Raw genomic sequence first — 16,994 nt, forward strand, 5'->3', positions numbered from 1 at the left:
GCTGATCGAAGAAGTCAGCGGCGATCTGCTTCAGCTGCTGGCCCGGCTCGCGGTTGCGAGCCACGCGGACGACGTCGTCACGGAACTCCTTGGGATACGGCTTCGGCACAGGGCACATCCTTCCAGCAGTGCCTCCAGGCACCACAGATCAGATGTCACCTATCCGTGCAGCAGTCCCATGCTGTGCCGGCGTCGGTGACGGCCATCGGATACGGCGCCAGCGATTTGCCAATGGTTCAGTGCCGGCAACCCTGCGACGGATGTCACCACAGTATCCGGAATAACTCGTCCCGACTCGTCTGTGCCAGCCAGTTCGACCGTCATTATCGTCAGGAGGCTTCATCTGAGGTCGCCGTCATGTGAGGGAGGTCCATCCCCACGGGTATGCGCGTCGTCGCGGGATTCGCCTCAGTTCCAATCGATGTGGATGTTGTCGATGGCATCGAAGTGGAAGCCGAACTGGTCGGTGTAGCGGTCGAAGCCCTTGTTCTCGGGGTAGTCGATGGTGGCGTGGCGTTCGAGGATTGCCACGACGCGGGCCTGGTCGTCGTTGGCGAGTGCGGTGGCGAGTTCTCGTGATTCTTCGACGCTGAACGGGGTGTCGGAGTTGGCGAAGTCGAGTGTGCGGGTGCGGTAGTCGTAACCTGTTTCGTCGCCGTTGCGGACGTGGACGCGTCCGGTGACGCGGATGGTGGCGCGTTTGGGTGTGCCGTCGGGGCGTAGGACGCCTGCCTTGCGCATGATGTCTGTGGCTTTGGCGGCCTTGAGTTTGCTCTTGGCGTCGTTGCGGAGGTCGTTCGTCTGTCCGGATTGGTATTTGCGGACCGAGGACGGTGTTCGGCCGATCTGCTGGGCGACGGCGTTGATGCCGCCGAGGCGGTCGATGGCGGCGCGACGTTGCGCGAGTTCGGCGATGTCGGGGTTGGGGATCCGGTTTTGTTGTGCCCAGCGGCGTAGCGTGCGGTCCGACGGTGGTGTGCGGCCGGCGTCGATCGCGGCCTGGCGAAGGCCGGCGTTGCCGATCTGACTGCGGACCTGTCGCACCGAGACCCTGGCGGTGAGGCCGGCGAGGCCACGGCTGGTTTCCTGGGACTTGGCGACGCCGTCGACCGCTGCTGCGGCGACGGTGACTTTCATGCCGTCGAGTCCGGTGGTCTTCTGCGGCATGGTTTTCGACCGTGGTTTGGGTAGGTGCAGTGCCATCTAGTCCCCCTCCCCCACATCTTGATCATCGTCGGATTCGGTGGCGTAGGCGGCGGCGATCGCGAGACGAAGATCGTGTCCGGTTTCTGCGGCAGCGAAGGCCAGCAGCATCTCGTCCGTCAACTCGACTTGATTCTCCAGCACCATCTTGCCCAGTGCCTCACTGTCGTCGGCGATGTCCTGGCCGGCACCGAGCAGGTACACCCAGGAGTCGGTCATCGTGCGGATCGGCCAGCGTCCGGTCTCGCGGGCGATGCGCATGGCGACGCGGCGGCCCCGCCACCGGCAGTGCGCCATGATCGCGGCCCGCCAGATCGGTTGGTGGTGGTGTTGCATGCGGGTGGCGGTCCACATGTCCGGGTTGACCATTCGTCCGACGTAGCCCTTGTAGCAGGCGCCAATGAATCGCTTCATCGCGGTATCGCCGGTCGAGGTGGTGACTGCGCGGGCTTCGCGCAGCACCTTGGCCCATTTGTCGAGTGCGCGTCCACGTTCGGGGTATGCCCATGCTTCGGTGATGGCGAGGTCGTCGACGTCGAGTCCCATGCCGCCGTCGGCGATCGGGGCGCACAGCCCTTCGAGGCTGATGGTGGTGATCCAGGTGGTGACGGGTTGGTCGCCGCGCATGGCGGGGTGCGGCAGCGGCAGCTTTTCAGGGAGGGCGTATTGGTCGGCGGCGGGGAGGGTGACCCTCCATATCGCGAACGGGGGCTTGTCAGCATGGGCGGCGTCCGCGGCGTCATCGCCGAGGAGCTGTCGGGGTTTGCCGTAGCCGAATTCGAGCATTCCGGCCGAGGCGAGGTAAGCGGCACGCTGGTCGATCGTGACCAACTGGGTGACATCCTCGAGATCGTCCGAGTCGAGGTGGTCGCGGATCCAGCCGGCGGCCGGTTCGAAGTCGCCGCGCGGTGCGCCGTCGATCGGTGGGATCGGTCCGGCGGTGGTGACGACGATGCCCTTCTTGGTGCGGGTGCGTTCGCGGCGGATTTTGTCGAGGACCGCGGCTCCGGTCCGTGCTGGGGTAGGTCCGGGGAGGACTCCGAGGTGTTCGGCGCTCCAGGCCAGGCGGCGGCCGAGTTCGCGCGCTCCGGGGAGGTCCTGGTCGGGTATGTAGGTTCCGGCTGTCGGGTTGCCGAGGATGCCCATGTCACCGATGCGGTTGCGCCAGCCGAAGTCCTTGTTCCAGTAGGTCCAGACGTAGGGCTCGAGGATGACGTCCACCATTTGTGTCGCTTTGCCGATCGCCCGGGACAGGTGCACTACGTGTCCTGGGTCCCCGCGCAGCTCCCACCCTCCGCCGGTCAGGGCCGGGAGGGTGGCGGTGATGACCTGGCACAGTTCCTCGGCGGCCCGCTGGCGAAGCTTGTCGAGGTCGTCGAAGTCGTCCTCGCTGCCCGGGTCGATTGTCCAGCCGAGGAGCTCGCAGGCGTTGGTGCCGACGAGCCACACCTGAGCAGGGACACCGAGCGGCTGCAACGCGGCCCACTGGATCAGTTTGTCGAGCTTCTCGATCGAGTCGACCGGTCCGGTGAGCTTCTGCCCGGAGGGGGTGTAGGCGCCGACCGCGGTGACGATGACGGCGTGGCCATCCGCGGCGGATCCAGTTGGGAGCGATTCCCACGGCTTCGCCTCGGCTTCGTCGAGTGGTGTGGGCTCCTCCCCCACTGCGACGTCGTTGTCGGACGTGTGTGGGCTGCTGTCGGTTGGCTCGGGTGTTGGTGCAGCCGTCGGCTCGTGGCTCTCTGCAGCGTCGGTGTCTGTTGTTGTGGTCGGGGAATCGACGGTGTCGTTGTGGGGTGTATCGGGTGATTGCGGCTCGGGATCGCCGCCAGTGACGGGGTCGACATCGAAGAGTGCGAACTGCTCGCCGCTCGTGCTCATCGGGGTACCAACTGCTCACGAGTCACTGTGGGACTGGGGCACGTTGTGGCTGCTCGACAGACTTCAGTCGTGGTCGGGAGATTAGCCTGCACGGGAGCGCCAACTGGCCGGTAATGGATGTTCAGGACAGTCACTGATGGGTGTCCTTTCGCCTGGTCCATAGGTGGTGTCTGTTGGACGAGTCCGCGGGCGGTCGATGACTGCGGTACAGCCTTGGCCTGAAACTGCGACGGCGGCCGAGTGACGCGCCGTGACCGGGTGCGCGAGATGACAAAACGATGTGCCGCAGCCAGCCACCGCCGAACCCTGTGGCTGGCTGCGGCACATCGGACAACGCCAGACGCGTCCCTAGTGGAGATCGAGGGCGTCGACGAGGGACCGTTGCTCGTCGTCGTTGAAATGCTTGCGCACTGCCGCCGCGAGCACGGCAGGGTCGACGCTGAGCTTGCGGAGAGCCTGAACCACCTTGTCCGCCGGCTCGATCTCCGCGGCCGGTTCCTGCGGCTCTTTCGGTTCCTTGGGCTCGGGCGGTGTCGGGTCGGGCTGCGTTTCGCTGTTGTTCGCGTCGGGGTCCTGCGACGCCTGCCATGCTGCGACCTGTTCCTCGAGCGGAACCTTCGCCAGCGAGCGCGCGTGCCGGATTGCGAGGTCTCCCGCACGCAACGCGGCCTGCAACTGGGGGGCGAGTTTGAGCAGTGACCGACGCTGGGACACCCAGCCCTTGGACCGACCCAGTTTGGTGGCCGCGGCGTCGGCGCTGCCGAACTCGCCGACCATCAGCTCGACGGCTTTGGCTTCCTCGATGACGTCGAAGTCGCGTCGGTCGATGTTCTCGCTGGTGGCGGCCCAGAGGACTTCTCCTCTGCTGATGGCGATGCTGTCGCGGATGACGACGTCCAGGCCGGGGCGGCCGTACTTGGCGGCGGCGGCGAGGCGTCGGTTGCCGTTGACGACAATGTATTTCGCGTCGGCGAGGTCGTCTTCGTCTTCCGGCCACAGCTTGAGCCATGCGGTGCGGCTGACAGCGGTGCCGGGCTGGAGCTGGCGTTCGGTGATGGTCGACAGGTCCGAGAGGTCACCGACGTCGTCGCGGGGGTTGCGCGGGTTGGCGACCAGCTGCGCGAGGGGGACGTCCGGGAGGAACCGGCCGTCGACCGGCTCATCGGATGCGGGTGCGCTGCGGACGAGTGTCGGCTTCGCGGTGTGCTTGCGGTCGACCGGGGAGTTGTCTCCTACCGATCCGACCAGGGATGCGAAGTTCGCGCGTCCACCCTTGGGGGCCATCAGCGATCACCGTCCGCGAGCTCGAGGCTGAGCTTGTAGAAGTCCTCTCGCGCCTGGAGTGAGACACGGTTGGCTTCGTACTCGGTGACGACTCGGCCTTCGGCTGCGGCGCGGGTGTGCACTTTGTAGTGGCGGATGACGGTGCGTGCGAGGGGCCATCCGTTGGCCTGCACGAATTCTCGGGTCTGGTCGAGGTCGGTTTTGCCGTCGCGGGGGTCCCAGTTGTTGACGACGACGATGAACTTCTTGTTGAGGGGTTCGAGGACCTGTTTGATGGTGCGTGCGGTCGGGTCGAAGCAGAGCGGTTCTGGTTCGATCGGGACGATGACGAGGTCGGCGACGTCGAGGACTGCGCGCAGTGCATCGCCGGAGGTGCCGGCGCCGAGGGCGTCGGTGCCGTCGTCGTTGCCGGACAGGTCGATCCATCCGGGGGTGTCGACGTAGACGTGCTTGATGCCGGGCAGTTTGTCGAGGTTGCGGAGGACGTCGAGGTTGTCGTGAACCTGGTCGATGAGAAACGGGAGTTCTTCTACCCGGGATGCCCACCACACGGCTGAGCCTTGGGGGTCTACTGAGATTGCTGCGACGGGCGATTGGACGTCGTCGTCATCCCTGGTGAGTACGTCCGCTTTCACGGCCGCGAGATTCATTGTCAGGGTGGATTTGCCGACTCCACCCTTCTGGTTGAGCATGACATGCACAGCCATCGATTAACCTCCGTATACTTCGCCCCTGTCGGGACTACTTCGGACTCCCACCGCCGCGATGCAATCGGGTGGTGATCAGCGCGTACATCATCGTAATCGGTTTGAGGCCGAGTTTCCTAGAGCAGTTAGCGGCGACGATAGGCGACGGCGGCTGCGCAACTCACGGAGGTGTCACTCAAAGGTTGCTGCCGATGGGCTGCCGTGCTCTACATCGGGTTGTTGACCGGTGCGGGTCGACAAGTTGAATGCGCTTGGTCTCGTTGCCGAAATATGTTCTGCTGCAACCAGATGTGCCGGTACATTCACCGGCCTGGCAGGTACTCCGGGTCGCTTGAACGCCGACCGTGGACGCGATTCCGGAGAGTTGCCCGACACGTGACGCCGCTCCCCCACGGCCGCCCCGAACGCGGAACAGGACCCCAAATTTTTAGGTCACAGTTCGGCGTGTCGCATTGAGATGAAGCCAAAGGACTGTGATATGTCAACCAATGGTTGAGACTTTCCATCCCGACCGACTCACTTCGTCACCTACAGGATCAATCACTAAGGGTCATTTCGTCACTGTGACACTTATTGCCGCAAGACGTAGACCGGTTTCCCACACGGCACGCTTCCCAGCGCTGCCTGCCCGGCGAGTCAACCAAAGAGATCGCGGTCATCCGACCGAGAAGGGCTCGAGATCCGAACAGCACTCTTCCCCCCATTCACATATCTGGGCTGAATCAGCCACTTCTCGTTGAGTTCGAAATGATCTGATAGACAGAGAAATGGGCACGGGTGTCCGTCGGCGGATTGGACGGAACACGCGGAATCCCATTCGACTGAAAGCCCACGTCACCACGCCTCTAATGACTTCCTGACAACCGATCGCAATCCAGAAGCTGCGACAGTCCACATCACCCCTCCCCCACACTTCACTCAGTACGAGATACTCGAGTCGACCAACCTCAGCCGCAGAATTGGTTTACCGCGGTAAACCAACGCGCACACGCATGCTCCGACAGCCTTATCACTATCCGCAGTGAGCAGTGCACCCATCAGCCGTCCAGAACCCGGCGCCTCAGCGGAACCGAACATGCGGCCAGAGTCGAAGTCCCGGCAACCATCACGGGGCCTGGTCTCATGTTTACCGCGGTAAACTACCAAGGCCACACAAGCCGGAAGGTCACCCTCGCACCCCACGAGGCCCAGGCCGACAGCTCTTCCCTCCGCCGATCTACTGTGCGACGAACCTGAATCTGACCGGGCGACAAAAGGTCCCGGGGCGGTCCCAGCACCTTCCGGTTTACCGCGGTAAACCGCAAACACCAACCACAGGCGACATCCATGAATGCCGCCACAGATCTCTGTCGCCAAGCCCCCGTTCCCCCACTTCCCCACTCCCCCACTCCCCCACTCTCGACTGCCGCCCACCCGCTCTCTACGTTGATCGCTCGGCAGCTCGCCACGAGCCGAGTGGTTGGTTTACCGCGGTAAACCAACCACAGGCACAGAGACGCTCGTAAGAGCGGACGCCAGCGGCGATGCAGGACGGCTACATTCCTCGACTGGCCATTTCCACCTCTGGCGCGCTTCGCGTGAACACCCAACTCAAGACCTTCGCCGACGGCAGCACGACTGATGCTGAGCCAACACTCCCCTTCCGGTTTACCGCGGTGAACCACTGTCTATGCTCGCGCCCCTCGAACGGCGATCGTGCCGGAATCCTGCAGTCTGATGATCTGACATACTCTGCTCCAGCCCGGTCGACCTGATCTGCTCAGCCTGGTTTACCTGATCTGCTCAGCCTGGTTTACCTGATCTGCTCAGCCTGGTTTACCTGATCTGCTCAGCCTGGTTTACCGCGGTAAACCGGCTCAGGAGCGCCTTCCCGGCGCCGCCTCGGCTCACCGCATATGTCATATCGAACGGCCGGAGCTAGGTACATTACTCATCTATCTGGAAGCGCAGATTGATACCCGGAGCGAGACGAGCCGGCTTCCCGATCACAAGCAGTCCGGTTTACCGCGGTAAACCGGACTGCGGCGTCATGCACCAAGCTCCTTACCTCGCCGGTGCCCCGATCCGCCAGTGCGGACTGCTCTGCTCTGACCTTGCATTGAGTCGCTTAAAGTTCAGTGTTTACCGCGGTAAACCACTAAGCGTGCAATGACTCTGGTCCTGCTTCGTAGCACCCCACCCGGACGCCCGCTCCACCACGTGAACCGCGTCCAGCTAGCCTCTCAACGCCATCATTTCGACGGTTTACCGCGGTAAACCACATCAGATCCGACCGCAACGCCGATCCGTCTTCCGCTTCCGCTTGATCCAGTGCGCTCTCATCGCAAGGCCCGAGTCGGTTTTGAACGCCGGTTTACCGCGGTAAACCATTCGTGGACAGTTGAACCCAACTTCCGCGCACCCTCCACCTCACATGGCGCTCTCTGCGGTTTACCGCGGTAAACCGGAGGCGGACTTGGTTCCCAGCAATTCATCATGCTGCCGAGTCATCTTCGGCTACGTCACCCTGGAGTACCGCGATACCCGCGATGAACAGGCTGGGCTTCCGCTTCCGACGTGGACTCTTCGACGTGCGACTTCGATGCTGCGGCCGGCCAACGAGCGGTATGGCGGATACTCGGGACGCTCGTCGGTTTACCGCGGTAAACCGACCCGATCAACCTCATGGGCGAAGCGTAGACCCGCCATACCTCCGACGAGTCCAGTGCTGACCGGTTTACCGCGGTAAACGGCCAATCCACCAACAGACGATCGACAGTCGCCTTCAGCGCGAGTTCTTGCGACAGAAGAGCAACCGCACTCATGCGCAGTAGAGGCCACGGATAGAAGAGGTGTTGCGGTCCTCGGCTTGATTGATCGATGTCGAACGCGGCTAGAGCCGAACTCGGGCCGCGATGTTTACCGCGGTAAACATCGCGGCCCGACAGACACCTTCAGTTACCGCAAGCATCACCGCGGCCAGATCGTCAGTTCAATCAACCCTCGCTTCGAATCAGCGGTCATGGGAGCTGCTCGGCGCAAACGCGCACCTACAACTCAACCCACAAATCAGCAAAAGTCTCGGGACCGCGACCCGGGCGGCGCGGCTGTACGAAAGGGCGTGTATCCGACCTGCCGGGCACCCGAGCGGGTGTGATACAAGGAGTTCGTCAACGTCCATGCACGATCCAACTTCGTTTACCGCGGTAAACCAAGGGGGAGGCGAGAGGGGGAGAGGATGTCACATCGTGGCGAGAGCCCCATCGTGGATGGAAGATCTGGGTAGGGGTGTGACCGAGGAAGCCTGGATAGCGCGGCCCAACGAGTGGCTGGTTTACCGCGGTAAACCAGCCAGCGCAGAGTAACCCGGCACCACATACGGCGCTCTGGACTGCCGCCCAGCACAGCCACACTAATCTCTCTAGATCCGACAGAGAAGCACGCTGTTTACCGCGGTAAACGGCGTGCACGCTTGGACCTTCTGACGCAATCCCGGGAAACGGGGGAGGCCTGTGGTTTCGACGGTAAACCACAGCGCAATGGCGAAGGCGGTGGGGGAGGGGAGGGGTTTGATTACATCATGCGCGGACGGCCACGGGATGCCATCCATGTTAGCCTCGCTCAAGGGTTTACCGCGGTAAACAGACTCATGTCGAGTTGCTCCACTCGCGACAATCCCAATCTGACGGAGGTTAATCAACGTTCGTATAGCGGTTTACCGCGGTAAACCGCGGCCCTTCGAGTTCAATCTCGCAGTGAGAACGCGGACCGGGGGGCGCGCAATCCTCCCCAGGTTGTGGTTTACCGCGGTAAACCACTCAATCGAGCGAGGGTGTCACCGGCTTGCTCGATTGAGTGTGGCACGAATTCTGGCCATAGCTGATTCTCGAGTGCTTCGTGAAGCGGCGTTGCCGTTACGGTCCACCGTTTCACGCTCAGTTGCTCTGCGCTGAGCGTTACGGGTGTTCTTGGCGGCGATTGCGATCTCGGTGGGGGAGGGGACAGACCAGTCAATCTGGGCCAGGCGCCAACGCAGATACGCGATCGGATCCTTGAGATTCCCAGTGTTCGGCCAAACCCAGCCTCGTCTCTTAGTGTCCTCGCTCAAGGTTCGTGCGATATCGCGTCCGGACCACCGGATCGGATCGACGGAATGCGCCCTGAGTGCGTCGCAGACGCGCCCGAGGTGCCCGGGAGGGTTCAAAGCTGGAGCGTGGCGGATTAGGGCAGCAGCGGCGATTTGAAGCGCGATTGGCCGGGGCTCCCGTGCGCATGGGTTGGTAGATCGTGCCTCGCGCGCGTTCGCGCGCGTTGTGTACTTCTTCCTAACGGAAGAAGAAGAACTAAGAGTAGTACCAAGAGATTGGGGGCCACGGACGCCCGATTGTGGATAACTCGCATCAGCCGGATCGCCGTTGGCGGATGCGGCTACGACCCCGGCAGAGCCGTAGCGAACGACCGTGGCTCTGAGGGACAGGAGCGCCCACACACTGGTCGCCTTGACCTGATTGCGCCCATGGTGCGCTTCGGCGGCCCACCGCTCGATGGTACGAAGAAGTCGTCCCCGAACCATCTCTCTTGCCAACCCAAGTGCGGACAGGACCCGGCGGGCGCGTTTGAGGACGGTGACCGAAACGCCGGCCTTGTCGGCAAGACGTTCCCTCGAGGCCGTGACGCGGCGCCCGGTGCGGTGATCCGCGACGCCCGCCATCGTTACAGCGACAGCGTAAACGCGCTCAGGGTCGACGCTGTTCTCCTTGCACTGTTGTATGCCGCTTTCTGAATTAAGAATCTCCCGCACCTGTCGTTGCCATTTCTCTCGCCCCGACCAGATGGGCGTTCTCGATTGATCTTCGGGAGCGACGGGAATTGACCAGGTTCGCCCTTTTTGGTCGCTCTCGGTATTGATTTCTTCGATTCGGGCGATATTCGAGGCTGCCATTTTGAGGGCTACCGAGAAATCGTCGTCAACCGTTTGTGAATAGCTGGGGGTGGTCGTGGGTGTGCGCGATGGGTGAGATGCGCCGAGAGAGATGTGCGGATATGTTGTTGCTTCGTCAGGGTATGAGGTACCCTGAGACGTACCGTTCAAGGTAGTCCCTTCAGGGAAATGGGCCCACCGGCAGGAAAGCCCAAGGTTGGTGCAACACCCGAGGTCGAAGCTGCAACTTCGACCTCGCCCAAAGAGAGCCGATTTCGGACAGAGAACTGAACAAGCTCGGCAGAGCTGCAACTCGACGCGGTGGTACGGGTCGAGTGACAAGGCCCCCGAAAGGGGGTTTTGTCTTGGGTTGTGCTGCTATGAAGTTCTGTACTTGTTACTGGTTGGTAACTTTTTGCCTCCTATTCAGGTTGGATACAGCCGCTCATATCTCACCACATGTGATCAAGGAATTGCGCAGCGACCCGCCCGCGGAAATTCAGCCGGATATTTCTCGCGAACCTCGCGCGCAGAGAAATTCACGGCGGACGTGAGAACCGAAACCGAAGCCGGGTGCCGGCCGGCTGGTATAGGCACTGCCGATGGGCACGCCGGAGCGGAATCCAGAGGGCGAGTGGGTGGCGCGGCGACCACTTTCCGCCGTGATCTCCTCGCGACCTGGCGAGGTTACTGGCAGGCCGTCACGAGAGTGACCATCGTCCTTGCTCGACAACCGAGAGCGCGCAAGCCCCGACTCGGCCGACCTGGTTGATCGAAGCGGTTGCCGGATCACTTGCGACTAGGTCGGCCGAGTCGACGGACGCCGCTTAGCCGACCGACTGGGAAGGAGTGGGGGAGGACCACCGGGCCGTAGGTCTCCACGAGATCGGACAGATCCATCATCGCCGGAGTCGCCATACCCCGGGCAAGGCCTGCGCGCACAACCCCACCCGCAGGCAACAGCGCCCACTGATGACCGGTCACCATCCGATGCCAGCTGGGTCACGCGATTCTCCTCATCTGCGGATCGATCAGTGCGTCCCATGCAGCCAAAGATCGGTTGCGAACGTGACCGCCCACTGTGCACTGCATGACAGGTGGACAGCTGCGCAGGCGCCGATGACCGCTTCGGCTCCATTGAATCGCCGCCCGGTCAGATGGCCATACGCATCGGTCACCGTGTGGGGGGCCGCCGACCATGCGAGTGCTTCACCGTGAGTGGAGGCGATGGCGATCTCGATCTCGGCCACCACGACGATCCTTGCCCTTGCTGGCGGCGACGTGCCTCGAGGCACTGGCCTGGATCGTGGCCGCCGAGGGCAGCGCCCGGCGTGCGGCTGTTCTGATGGGGGCGGCGCAGGCCCTGGGCCTGGTGACCGGCGCCTCCGCCGTGGTGTTCCCGAGTCTGCTCGTCCATCACGACGAATACGAACAGAACACCCGCCGGGCCCCTCGGTCCGCGGGCATTCGAGACCGCACACCGCGAAGGCCACTCGCTCGACCTCGACGTTGCCATCGCCTACGCCCTCGGTGAGGAACCTGAGCCTGCGCCGCCCACGACGGGCCCGTCGACGGCGCTGACCAAACGGGAGCGACAGGTGGCCGACCTCGTCGCCGAAGGCCTGACCAACCAGGCGATCGCCGCCCGCCGGTCATCTCCCCACGCATCGTCGACGGACATGCGGAGCACATCTTGACCTAGCTCGGCTTCACCTCCCGGGCACAGATCGGGGCCTGGGTCGTCGAACACCAATGACACTGACCACGAAGACCGCACGAAAGTTGCTGTCACACAATCGATTCACAATGCCGATAAGCGTGACTCTACCGTCTCCTCTGTTGGAGAAGGGTTCTCGCCTACCGGATCGCGTGCTCAGGCACACGGCCGAGGCCGCGACGGGAAATCGCTGGGCGGGGCCGGCGGCGGGGTGACCCCGTCCGGCCAGATCGTGGTCTCGTCGTGGACGACGCCGGTCAGGTTCGCCCCGACCAGGGTGGCCACGCCGGACAGGTCCGTGCCGCGCAGGTCCGCGCCGGTCAGCGATGCGCCGAGAAGGTGGGTCCCGGACAGGTCCGCGCCGGTCAGGACGACGTCGTACAGGATCGTGTTGGTCAGATCGGTGCCGCGCAGGTCCGCCCCGGCCAGCGTCGCGCAGCGCAGATCGGCGCCGGCCAGGTCCGCGGCGAGCAGGTCCGCCCGGGACAGGTCCGTGCCCGCCAGGTCCGCATGAGACAGGTGTGCATCCGTCAGGCCCGCGCTGGCCAGGCACGAGTGCGAGAGGTCGAGGCGGGTCGGTCCGTCGCGGCCGGTGTCGCGTCGGCCGATCACCGTCACCGCGGCATGGGCGTCGGCGGAGGCGCGGGGGAGTCGACCCGGCGCACGCCACCGACGCAGGGGCGTGGGTGCGGACGTACGCGGTGATCACTTCGAACGCCGCCGGGTGTTGCGCCGGGTAGTCGCGCGCCACCTGCTCGAGTGAGTAGATTGCGCCGATCCGCGTCTCGATCCTGTCGGAGTTGAGTTGATCCAGTGCCCTGGCGAACCGGTCGCTCGCCTGTTGCTGCTGTTGCTGCACCTGCTGAAGCTCGAAATGGTCGACGCTGGCGGAGAGCTTTCGCGACGAGATGACGACCGCCGTGATCGCCGCGACCGCGGTCGTGAGCCCGACCACCGCCTGCCAGAACACCGGAGATGTCATCGCGCGTGTGCACACTGCCCACGCCCGCGCTCGGCGAGGAGGCTGCATTCTCATGCGGTCGCCCGCGAGCCGCGGCCGCCGCGGCGTTGCCGCGCTCACCCGCACCCCTCATTCGCGACGAACAGAGCCTGTCTCCCGACTCCGGCCCTCGGTTGGGGAAGCAGCCCGGGTACCCGGATCCGCACCCGTCCAACGTAAAACGAACACCCGAGCGCGCACCACAACGCGAGCTCGCGAGCGAGCGGGCGCCTACCCGCGCACCCGGATCTGCTGCATCATGTCGTGGTCCTGGTGTTCGAGGTTGTGACAGTGCCACGTGTACCCGCGAACGTCCTGGGGGGGTGCCGTGGAGATGCTCTGCGCCGTCCGGGACCGGGACCACCGGCGTGGGGCAACCGTTGCGCCAGCCATCGCCGATGATTGGAGCATCGTTCGGTTGTCATTAACCTGAGCCTGGCTAACTTCCTGTGTAACCAAAATTCCCGTCCAGACGGGATCGGGTAGCGATATTTCATCGGGAGAAGGCCGTGGGCAGGATTCGGATCGAGAATCGGCGATTGCCGGTGCCCGGTCCTGCACTCCGGGCATGCGCGCGCGATCCGTACGTGTTCGGCTTCCTGGGCCCCGAGCAGCACGGTCGCCGAACCGGAACCCGAGAACGCCCTGATGGCCCGACTCGAGAAATTCCGTGAGCAGACCGGTCGAACCGGCAGTCGGATGCCTGGGCTTGGTCGAGGGTCGGTGATGCGGTATCCACGCCGTGTTTCGCGCCGATTCACATTCTGAAAACGAGAGGAAGTCTGTTGGTCTCGCGAGGACAGGAATCTGCCGTGTCGGAGGCAGGACCGGGCTCGGTCGGCCGTGACACGGCCGCCGACGGCACGGCCGCCGACGGCACGGGCGGGCGCCGGCACCGCACCGGCCGGGACCTCGGTCCCCACTACAAGTGGATCGCGCTGTCGAACACCACACTCGGCATGCTCGTGGCCACCATCAACTCCTCGATCGTGCTCATCGCACTGCCCGACATCTTCAAGGGCATCGGGCTCAATCCGCTCGAGGCCGGCAACACCAGCTACCTGCTGTGGATGATGATGGGTTTCCTCGTCGTCACCGCCGTCCTGGTGGTCAGCTTCGGTCGGCTCGGCGACATGTACGGCCGCGCCCGCATGTACAACATGGGGTTCGCTGTGTTCACGATCGCGTCGATCCTGTTGTCCATCACCTGGTTCGACGGGTCCGAGGCCGCCCTCTGGATGATCGGCTGGCGCATCGTCCAGGGTGTCGGCGGCGCCTTCCTCATGGCCAACTCGTCGGCGATCCTCACCGACGCCTTCCCGGCCGACCAGCGCGGCCTCGCCCTCGGCATCAACGGCGTCGCGGCCATCGCCGGATCGTTCCTCGGACTGCTCATCGGCGGCATCCTCGCCCCCGTCCACTGGAACCTGATCTTCCTCGTCTCCGTCCCGTTCGGCGTGATCGGCACCATCTGGGCGTACCTCAAACTCCACGACACCGGCGTCCGCCAGCACGCCGAGATCGACTGGTGGGGCAACATCACCTTCGCCGTCGGCCTCATCGCCGTCCTCGTCGGCATCACCTACGGCATCCAGCCCTACGGCACCTCGTCGATGGGCTGGTCCAGCCCGCTGGTCCTCTCCTGCCTCATCGGCGGACTCGCCGTCCTCGCCGTCTTCTGCGTCATCGAGACGAAGATCGACAGCCCGCTGTTCAACCTGCACCTGTTCCAGATCACCTCGTTCACCTGGGGCAACATCGCCAACCTCGTCGCCTCCCTCGGACGCGGCGGACTCCAGTTCATCCTCCTCATCTGGCTGCAGGGGATCTGGCTCCCCCAGCACGGCTACGACTACAGCCGCACCCCGCTGTGGGCGGGCATCTACATGCTGCCGATGACCATCGGGTTCCTGCTGTCGGCACCGGTCTCCGGCGTCATCTCCGACCGCTTCGGCGCCAAGTGGTTCACCAGCACCGGCATGTTCCTCACCGCCGCCACGTTCGCCGCCCTGATCGCGCTACCCGTCGACTTCGCCTACTGGGCCTTCGCGGGGGTGTTGCTGTTCAACGGCATCGGAATGGGCATGTTCTCCGCGCCCAACCGGGCCGAGGTGATGAACAGCCTGCCCGCCAATGCACGTGGTTCCGGCGCCGGGATGATGACCACGTTCCAGAACGCGGCGATGGTGCTGTCCATCGGGCTCTTCTTCAGCCTCATGATCGCCGGCCTGAGCACCCACCTGCCGTCGGCGATGACCGACGGACTGATGGCTAACGGTGTCCCCGCCGCGCAGGCCACCCAGATCGGCCACCTGCCCGCGGTCGCGGTCCTGTTCGCCGCGTTCCTCGGCGTTAACCCGATCCGGGAACTGCTCGGGTCGCACCTGTCCTCGCTCACCGCGCAGCAGCAGGCGCATCTCACCGGACTGGACTTCTTCCCGCAACTGATCTCCGGCCCGTTCGCCGACGGCCTGGCGGTGGCCTTCACGTTCGCGATCATCGCGTGCGTGATCGGCGGCATCGCCTCCCTGCTGACCGGTCCCGCGTCGAAGGCCACCGCGCAGCAGCCGCACGAGTCCGTGGGTGCCGAACTGGCGAGCGTCGCCGGCGAAGCCGGCATCGGCCCGACCGAACTGGTCGGAGCCGGCGACGGCTCGTGGCCGGCCCGGCCGGTTGACAGGTCGAGGGCGTGCGGGTGCGCCGGGACGGACGCCACGCCCTCACCGGACTCCGCCCGGGTACCTACACACTGATCGTGACCGCGGCCGGATTCGATCCGCAGGCACCGGCGGTGACCGTCAGCGACCGGGCCCCGGCGACATGCAACTTCGCTCTGGTCGGGGACGCCGTACTGTCCGGCACGGTGGACACCCGGTCGAACCCCGGCCGGTCGACGCGACCATCGTCGTGACCGACACCGTCGGACACGTCGTGGCCCAATCGGACAAAGAACCGGTGGGGGAATTCCGGAGATGATGCCGTACTCGAGTCGGTAGGCGAAAAGATGCCCGGTAAGGCGGCACGTGCGTGCGGGCGCGTCGGCAGACAGCCGATGAGATCACCCCGGAGAAGGCGAGGGCGGTCGAACAGATGATCGATTACCCGCCGAAATAACAACACCTGCTTGCCGAAGAACGTCCACCGCGCGAACGCGTGCAAGGCGAGGTTCGCGGCCACCAGCTGGCTCACCGCCATCGCGAACGCCATGACGGGGGGCCGACATCCGGGCGATGGCTTGTGCAGCGAACCGGCTAGAAGAGCAAAAGGAGCAACAACGTGGCACTTACGCGCGCCCAGTCGTTCTCGGCACATCCGTCGCAACAGTAGAAATTCCGTTCGAACCCCGAACTGAGCAGTTCCCGGCCGCAGTAGCCGCAGAACAGTCGCCGCACAGCTCGTCTCGCCTTGACCGCGCAGATCATGCGCGCGCCGCGGTGACGGACCGATGTACCCGACACCACAGAAATGGGGACCATGACAACTCCAGAAAATGTTCGGAGCCCTCCTGCCCCGGTGAACGATCCGATCCTCGGCCCGGGGGTGGAAGTTGCTGCTCCCGTGGTTGACTGCTCCCGATGGTCAATCGGGCAATCGCACAACGGGGCGCAACCGCGCGGAACTGTCGGGAGGGTGGCTCGAACCAGGATCTGTGTTTCGATCCCGGGACAGACTGACCCCCATCGGATAACGCCCATCGAACAGAATGTGTTGAGAAGGTGACGGTTACGAACAATCCGTCGTGGTGTCCCCCTGTAGACCGCCACGGTGGCGTCACAATCAAGCGATGCGATGTGCCGGCACGCCGGCGCAGCCATCGTCCGGCGCACGGTAGCGCCGCCGCTGGTCCGACGGTGGACGAGCTGGGGGTCAGGCGCGGGCCGGATTCCGGGTCATTACCACCTGGAAAACACCCTGGTAATCCTCGGACAGAGGGCCCGCCGCGCCCGCTGTCCGGTCAAGTCCCGTGAGGTGGTGTACGCCGTCGCGTGCTTCCTCGTCTGATGGTTATGCGGTCAGAGCCGCGGGTGTCGCCTCCTGGGTGGGTTCGGTAACGGTGTCGGGTGCCTGGCCGCCGCGGGAGCGGGCGAGAACGTCGAGGCCGAGGTAGCGGCGGGCTTCGATCCATTCGTCGTGCTGCTCGGCCAGGACGGCTCCGACGAGCCGGATCAGGGCGGTGCGGTCGGGGAAGATCCCCACAACGTCGGTCCGACGTCGGATTTCCTTGTTCAGTCGCTCCTTTATCCGGCCCTCGGGTCCGGGTCAACCCCTGCGTGCTCGTCGGGTCAGCGGTCGAGTCGGGTG

General features: G+C 64.3%; 9 protein-coding genes and 1 pseudogene. 3 read left to right on the plus strand and 7 right to left on the minus strand.

Translation table 11 applies throughout. The features are described 5' to 3' along the window. Positions 1-408: 408 nt before the first annotated feature. From ABD951_RS20890 to ABD951_RS20910, 5 genes are all read right to left on the minus strand, one after another. Positions 409-1,203, minus strand: a complete 795-nt coding sequence (locus tag ABD951_RS20890; RefSeq protein ID WP_345349598.1) for a hypothetical protein — start codon at positions 1,201-1,203, stop codon at positions 409-411. Further along, the gene (locus ABD951_RS20895; RefSeq protein WP_345349601.1) at positions 1,204-3,084 is read right to left on the minus strand and encodes a hypothetical protein; all 1,881 of its coding nucleotides are present in this window, start codon (positions 3,082-3,084) and stop codon (positions 1,204-1,206) included. 348 nt (positions 3,085-3,432) lie between these two features. After that, positions 3,433-4,368 carry a ParB/RepB/Spo0J family partition protein gene (locus ABD951_RS20900; protein WP_345349604.1) on the minus strand — a complete coding sequence of 312 codons (936 nt, stop codon included), beginning with the start codon at positions 4,366-4,368 and terminating at the stop codon, positions 3,433-3,435. Next, positions 4,368-5,075: a nucleotide-binding protein gene (locus ABD951_RS20905; protein ID WP_345349607.1), complete on the minus strand. Its 708-nt coding sequence runs from the start codon at positions 5,073-5,075 to the stop codon at positions 4,368-4,370. The genes ABD951_RS20900 and ABD951_RS20905 overlap by 1 nt, the downstream gene beginning before the upstream one ends. Positions 5,076-11,006: 5,931 nt before the next feature. Next, entirely contained in the window at positions 11,007-11,225 is a 219-nt protein-coding gene (locus ABD951_RS20910) for a hypothetical protein (protein ID WP_345349610.1), read from the minus strand. 348 nt (positions 11,226-11,573) lie between these two features. On the opposite strand from ABD951_RS20910, the gene ABD951_RS20915 reads away from it, so the two are divergent. After that, positions 11,574-11,672 (plus strand): hypothetical protein, encoded by a 99-nt coding sequence (locus ABD951_RS20915; protein WP_345349612.1) that lies wholly within the window; start codon positions 11,574-11,576, stop codon positions 11,670-11,672. Positions 11,673-11,848: 176 nt separating this feature from the next. On the opposite strand, the gene ABD951_RS20920 is transcribed toward ABD951_RS20915, so the two are convergent. Further along, the gene (locus tag ABD951_RS20920) at positions 11,849-12,310 is read right to left on the minus strand and encodes a pentapeptide repeat-containing protein (RefSeq protein ID WP_345349615.1); all 462 of its coding nucleotides are present in this window, start codon (positions 12,308-12,310) and stop codon (positions 11,849-11,851) included. Positions 12,311-13,504: 1,194 nt separating this feature from the next. Here ABD951_RS20920 and ABD951_RS20925 point away from each other — a divergent pair. After that, complete coding sequence (locus tag ABD951_RS20925; RefSeq protein ID WP_345349619.1) at positions 13,505-15,445, plus strand: MFS transporter; 1,941 nt, start codon at positions 13,505-13,507, stop codon at positions 15,443-15,445. Next, positions 15,388-15,603 carry a carboxypeptidase regulatory-like domain-containing protein gene (locus ABD951_RS20930; protein WP_345349622.1) on the plus strand — a complete coding sequence of 72 codons (216 nt, stop codon included), beginning with the start codon at positions 15,388-15,390 and terminating at the stop codon, positions 15,601-15,603. Before ABD951_RS20925 ends, ABD951_RS20930 begins: the two co-directional genes overlap by 58 nt. 1,094 nt (positions 15,604-16,697) lie before the next feature. On the opposite strand, the pseudogene ABD951_RS20935 reads toward ABD951_RS20930, so the two are convergent. Continuing rightward, positions 16,698-16,928, minus strand: a pseudogene (locus tag ABD951_RS20935) (transposase); the annotation flags it as partial. Positions 16,929-16,994 lie beyond the last annotated feature (66 nt).

The organism is Rhodococcus olei (assembly GCF_039540555.1).
Lineage (GTDB): Bacteria > Actinomycetota > Actinomycetes > Mycobacteriales > Mycobacteriaceae > Rhodococcus_G > Rhodococcus_G olei.

What these genes read in the sequence shown, in the direction of transcription:
- ABD951_RS20890 (WP_345349598.1), bottom strand. Translation starts at nt 1,203, where the DNA reads ATGGCACTGCACCTACCCAAACCACGGTCGAAAACCATGCCGCAGAAG.
- ABD951_RS20895 (WP_345349601.1), bottom strand. Translation starts at nt 3,084, where the DNA reads ATGAGCACGAGCGGCGAGCAGTTCGCACTCTTCGATGTCGACCCCGTC.
- ABD951_RS20900 (WP_345349604.1), bottom strand. Translation starts at nt 4,368, where the DNA reads ATGGCCCCCAAGGGTGGACGCGCGAACTTCGCATCCCTGGTCGGATCG.
- ABD951_RS20905 (WP_345349607.1), bottom strand. Translation starts at nt 5,075, where the DNA reads ATGGCTGTGCATGTCATGCTCAACCAGAAGGGTGGAGTCGGCAAATCC.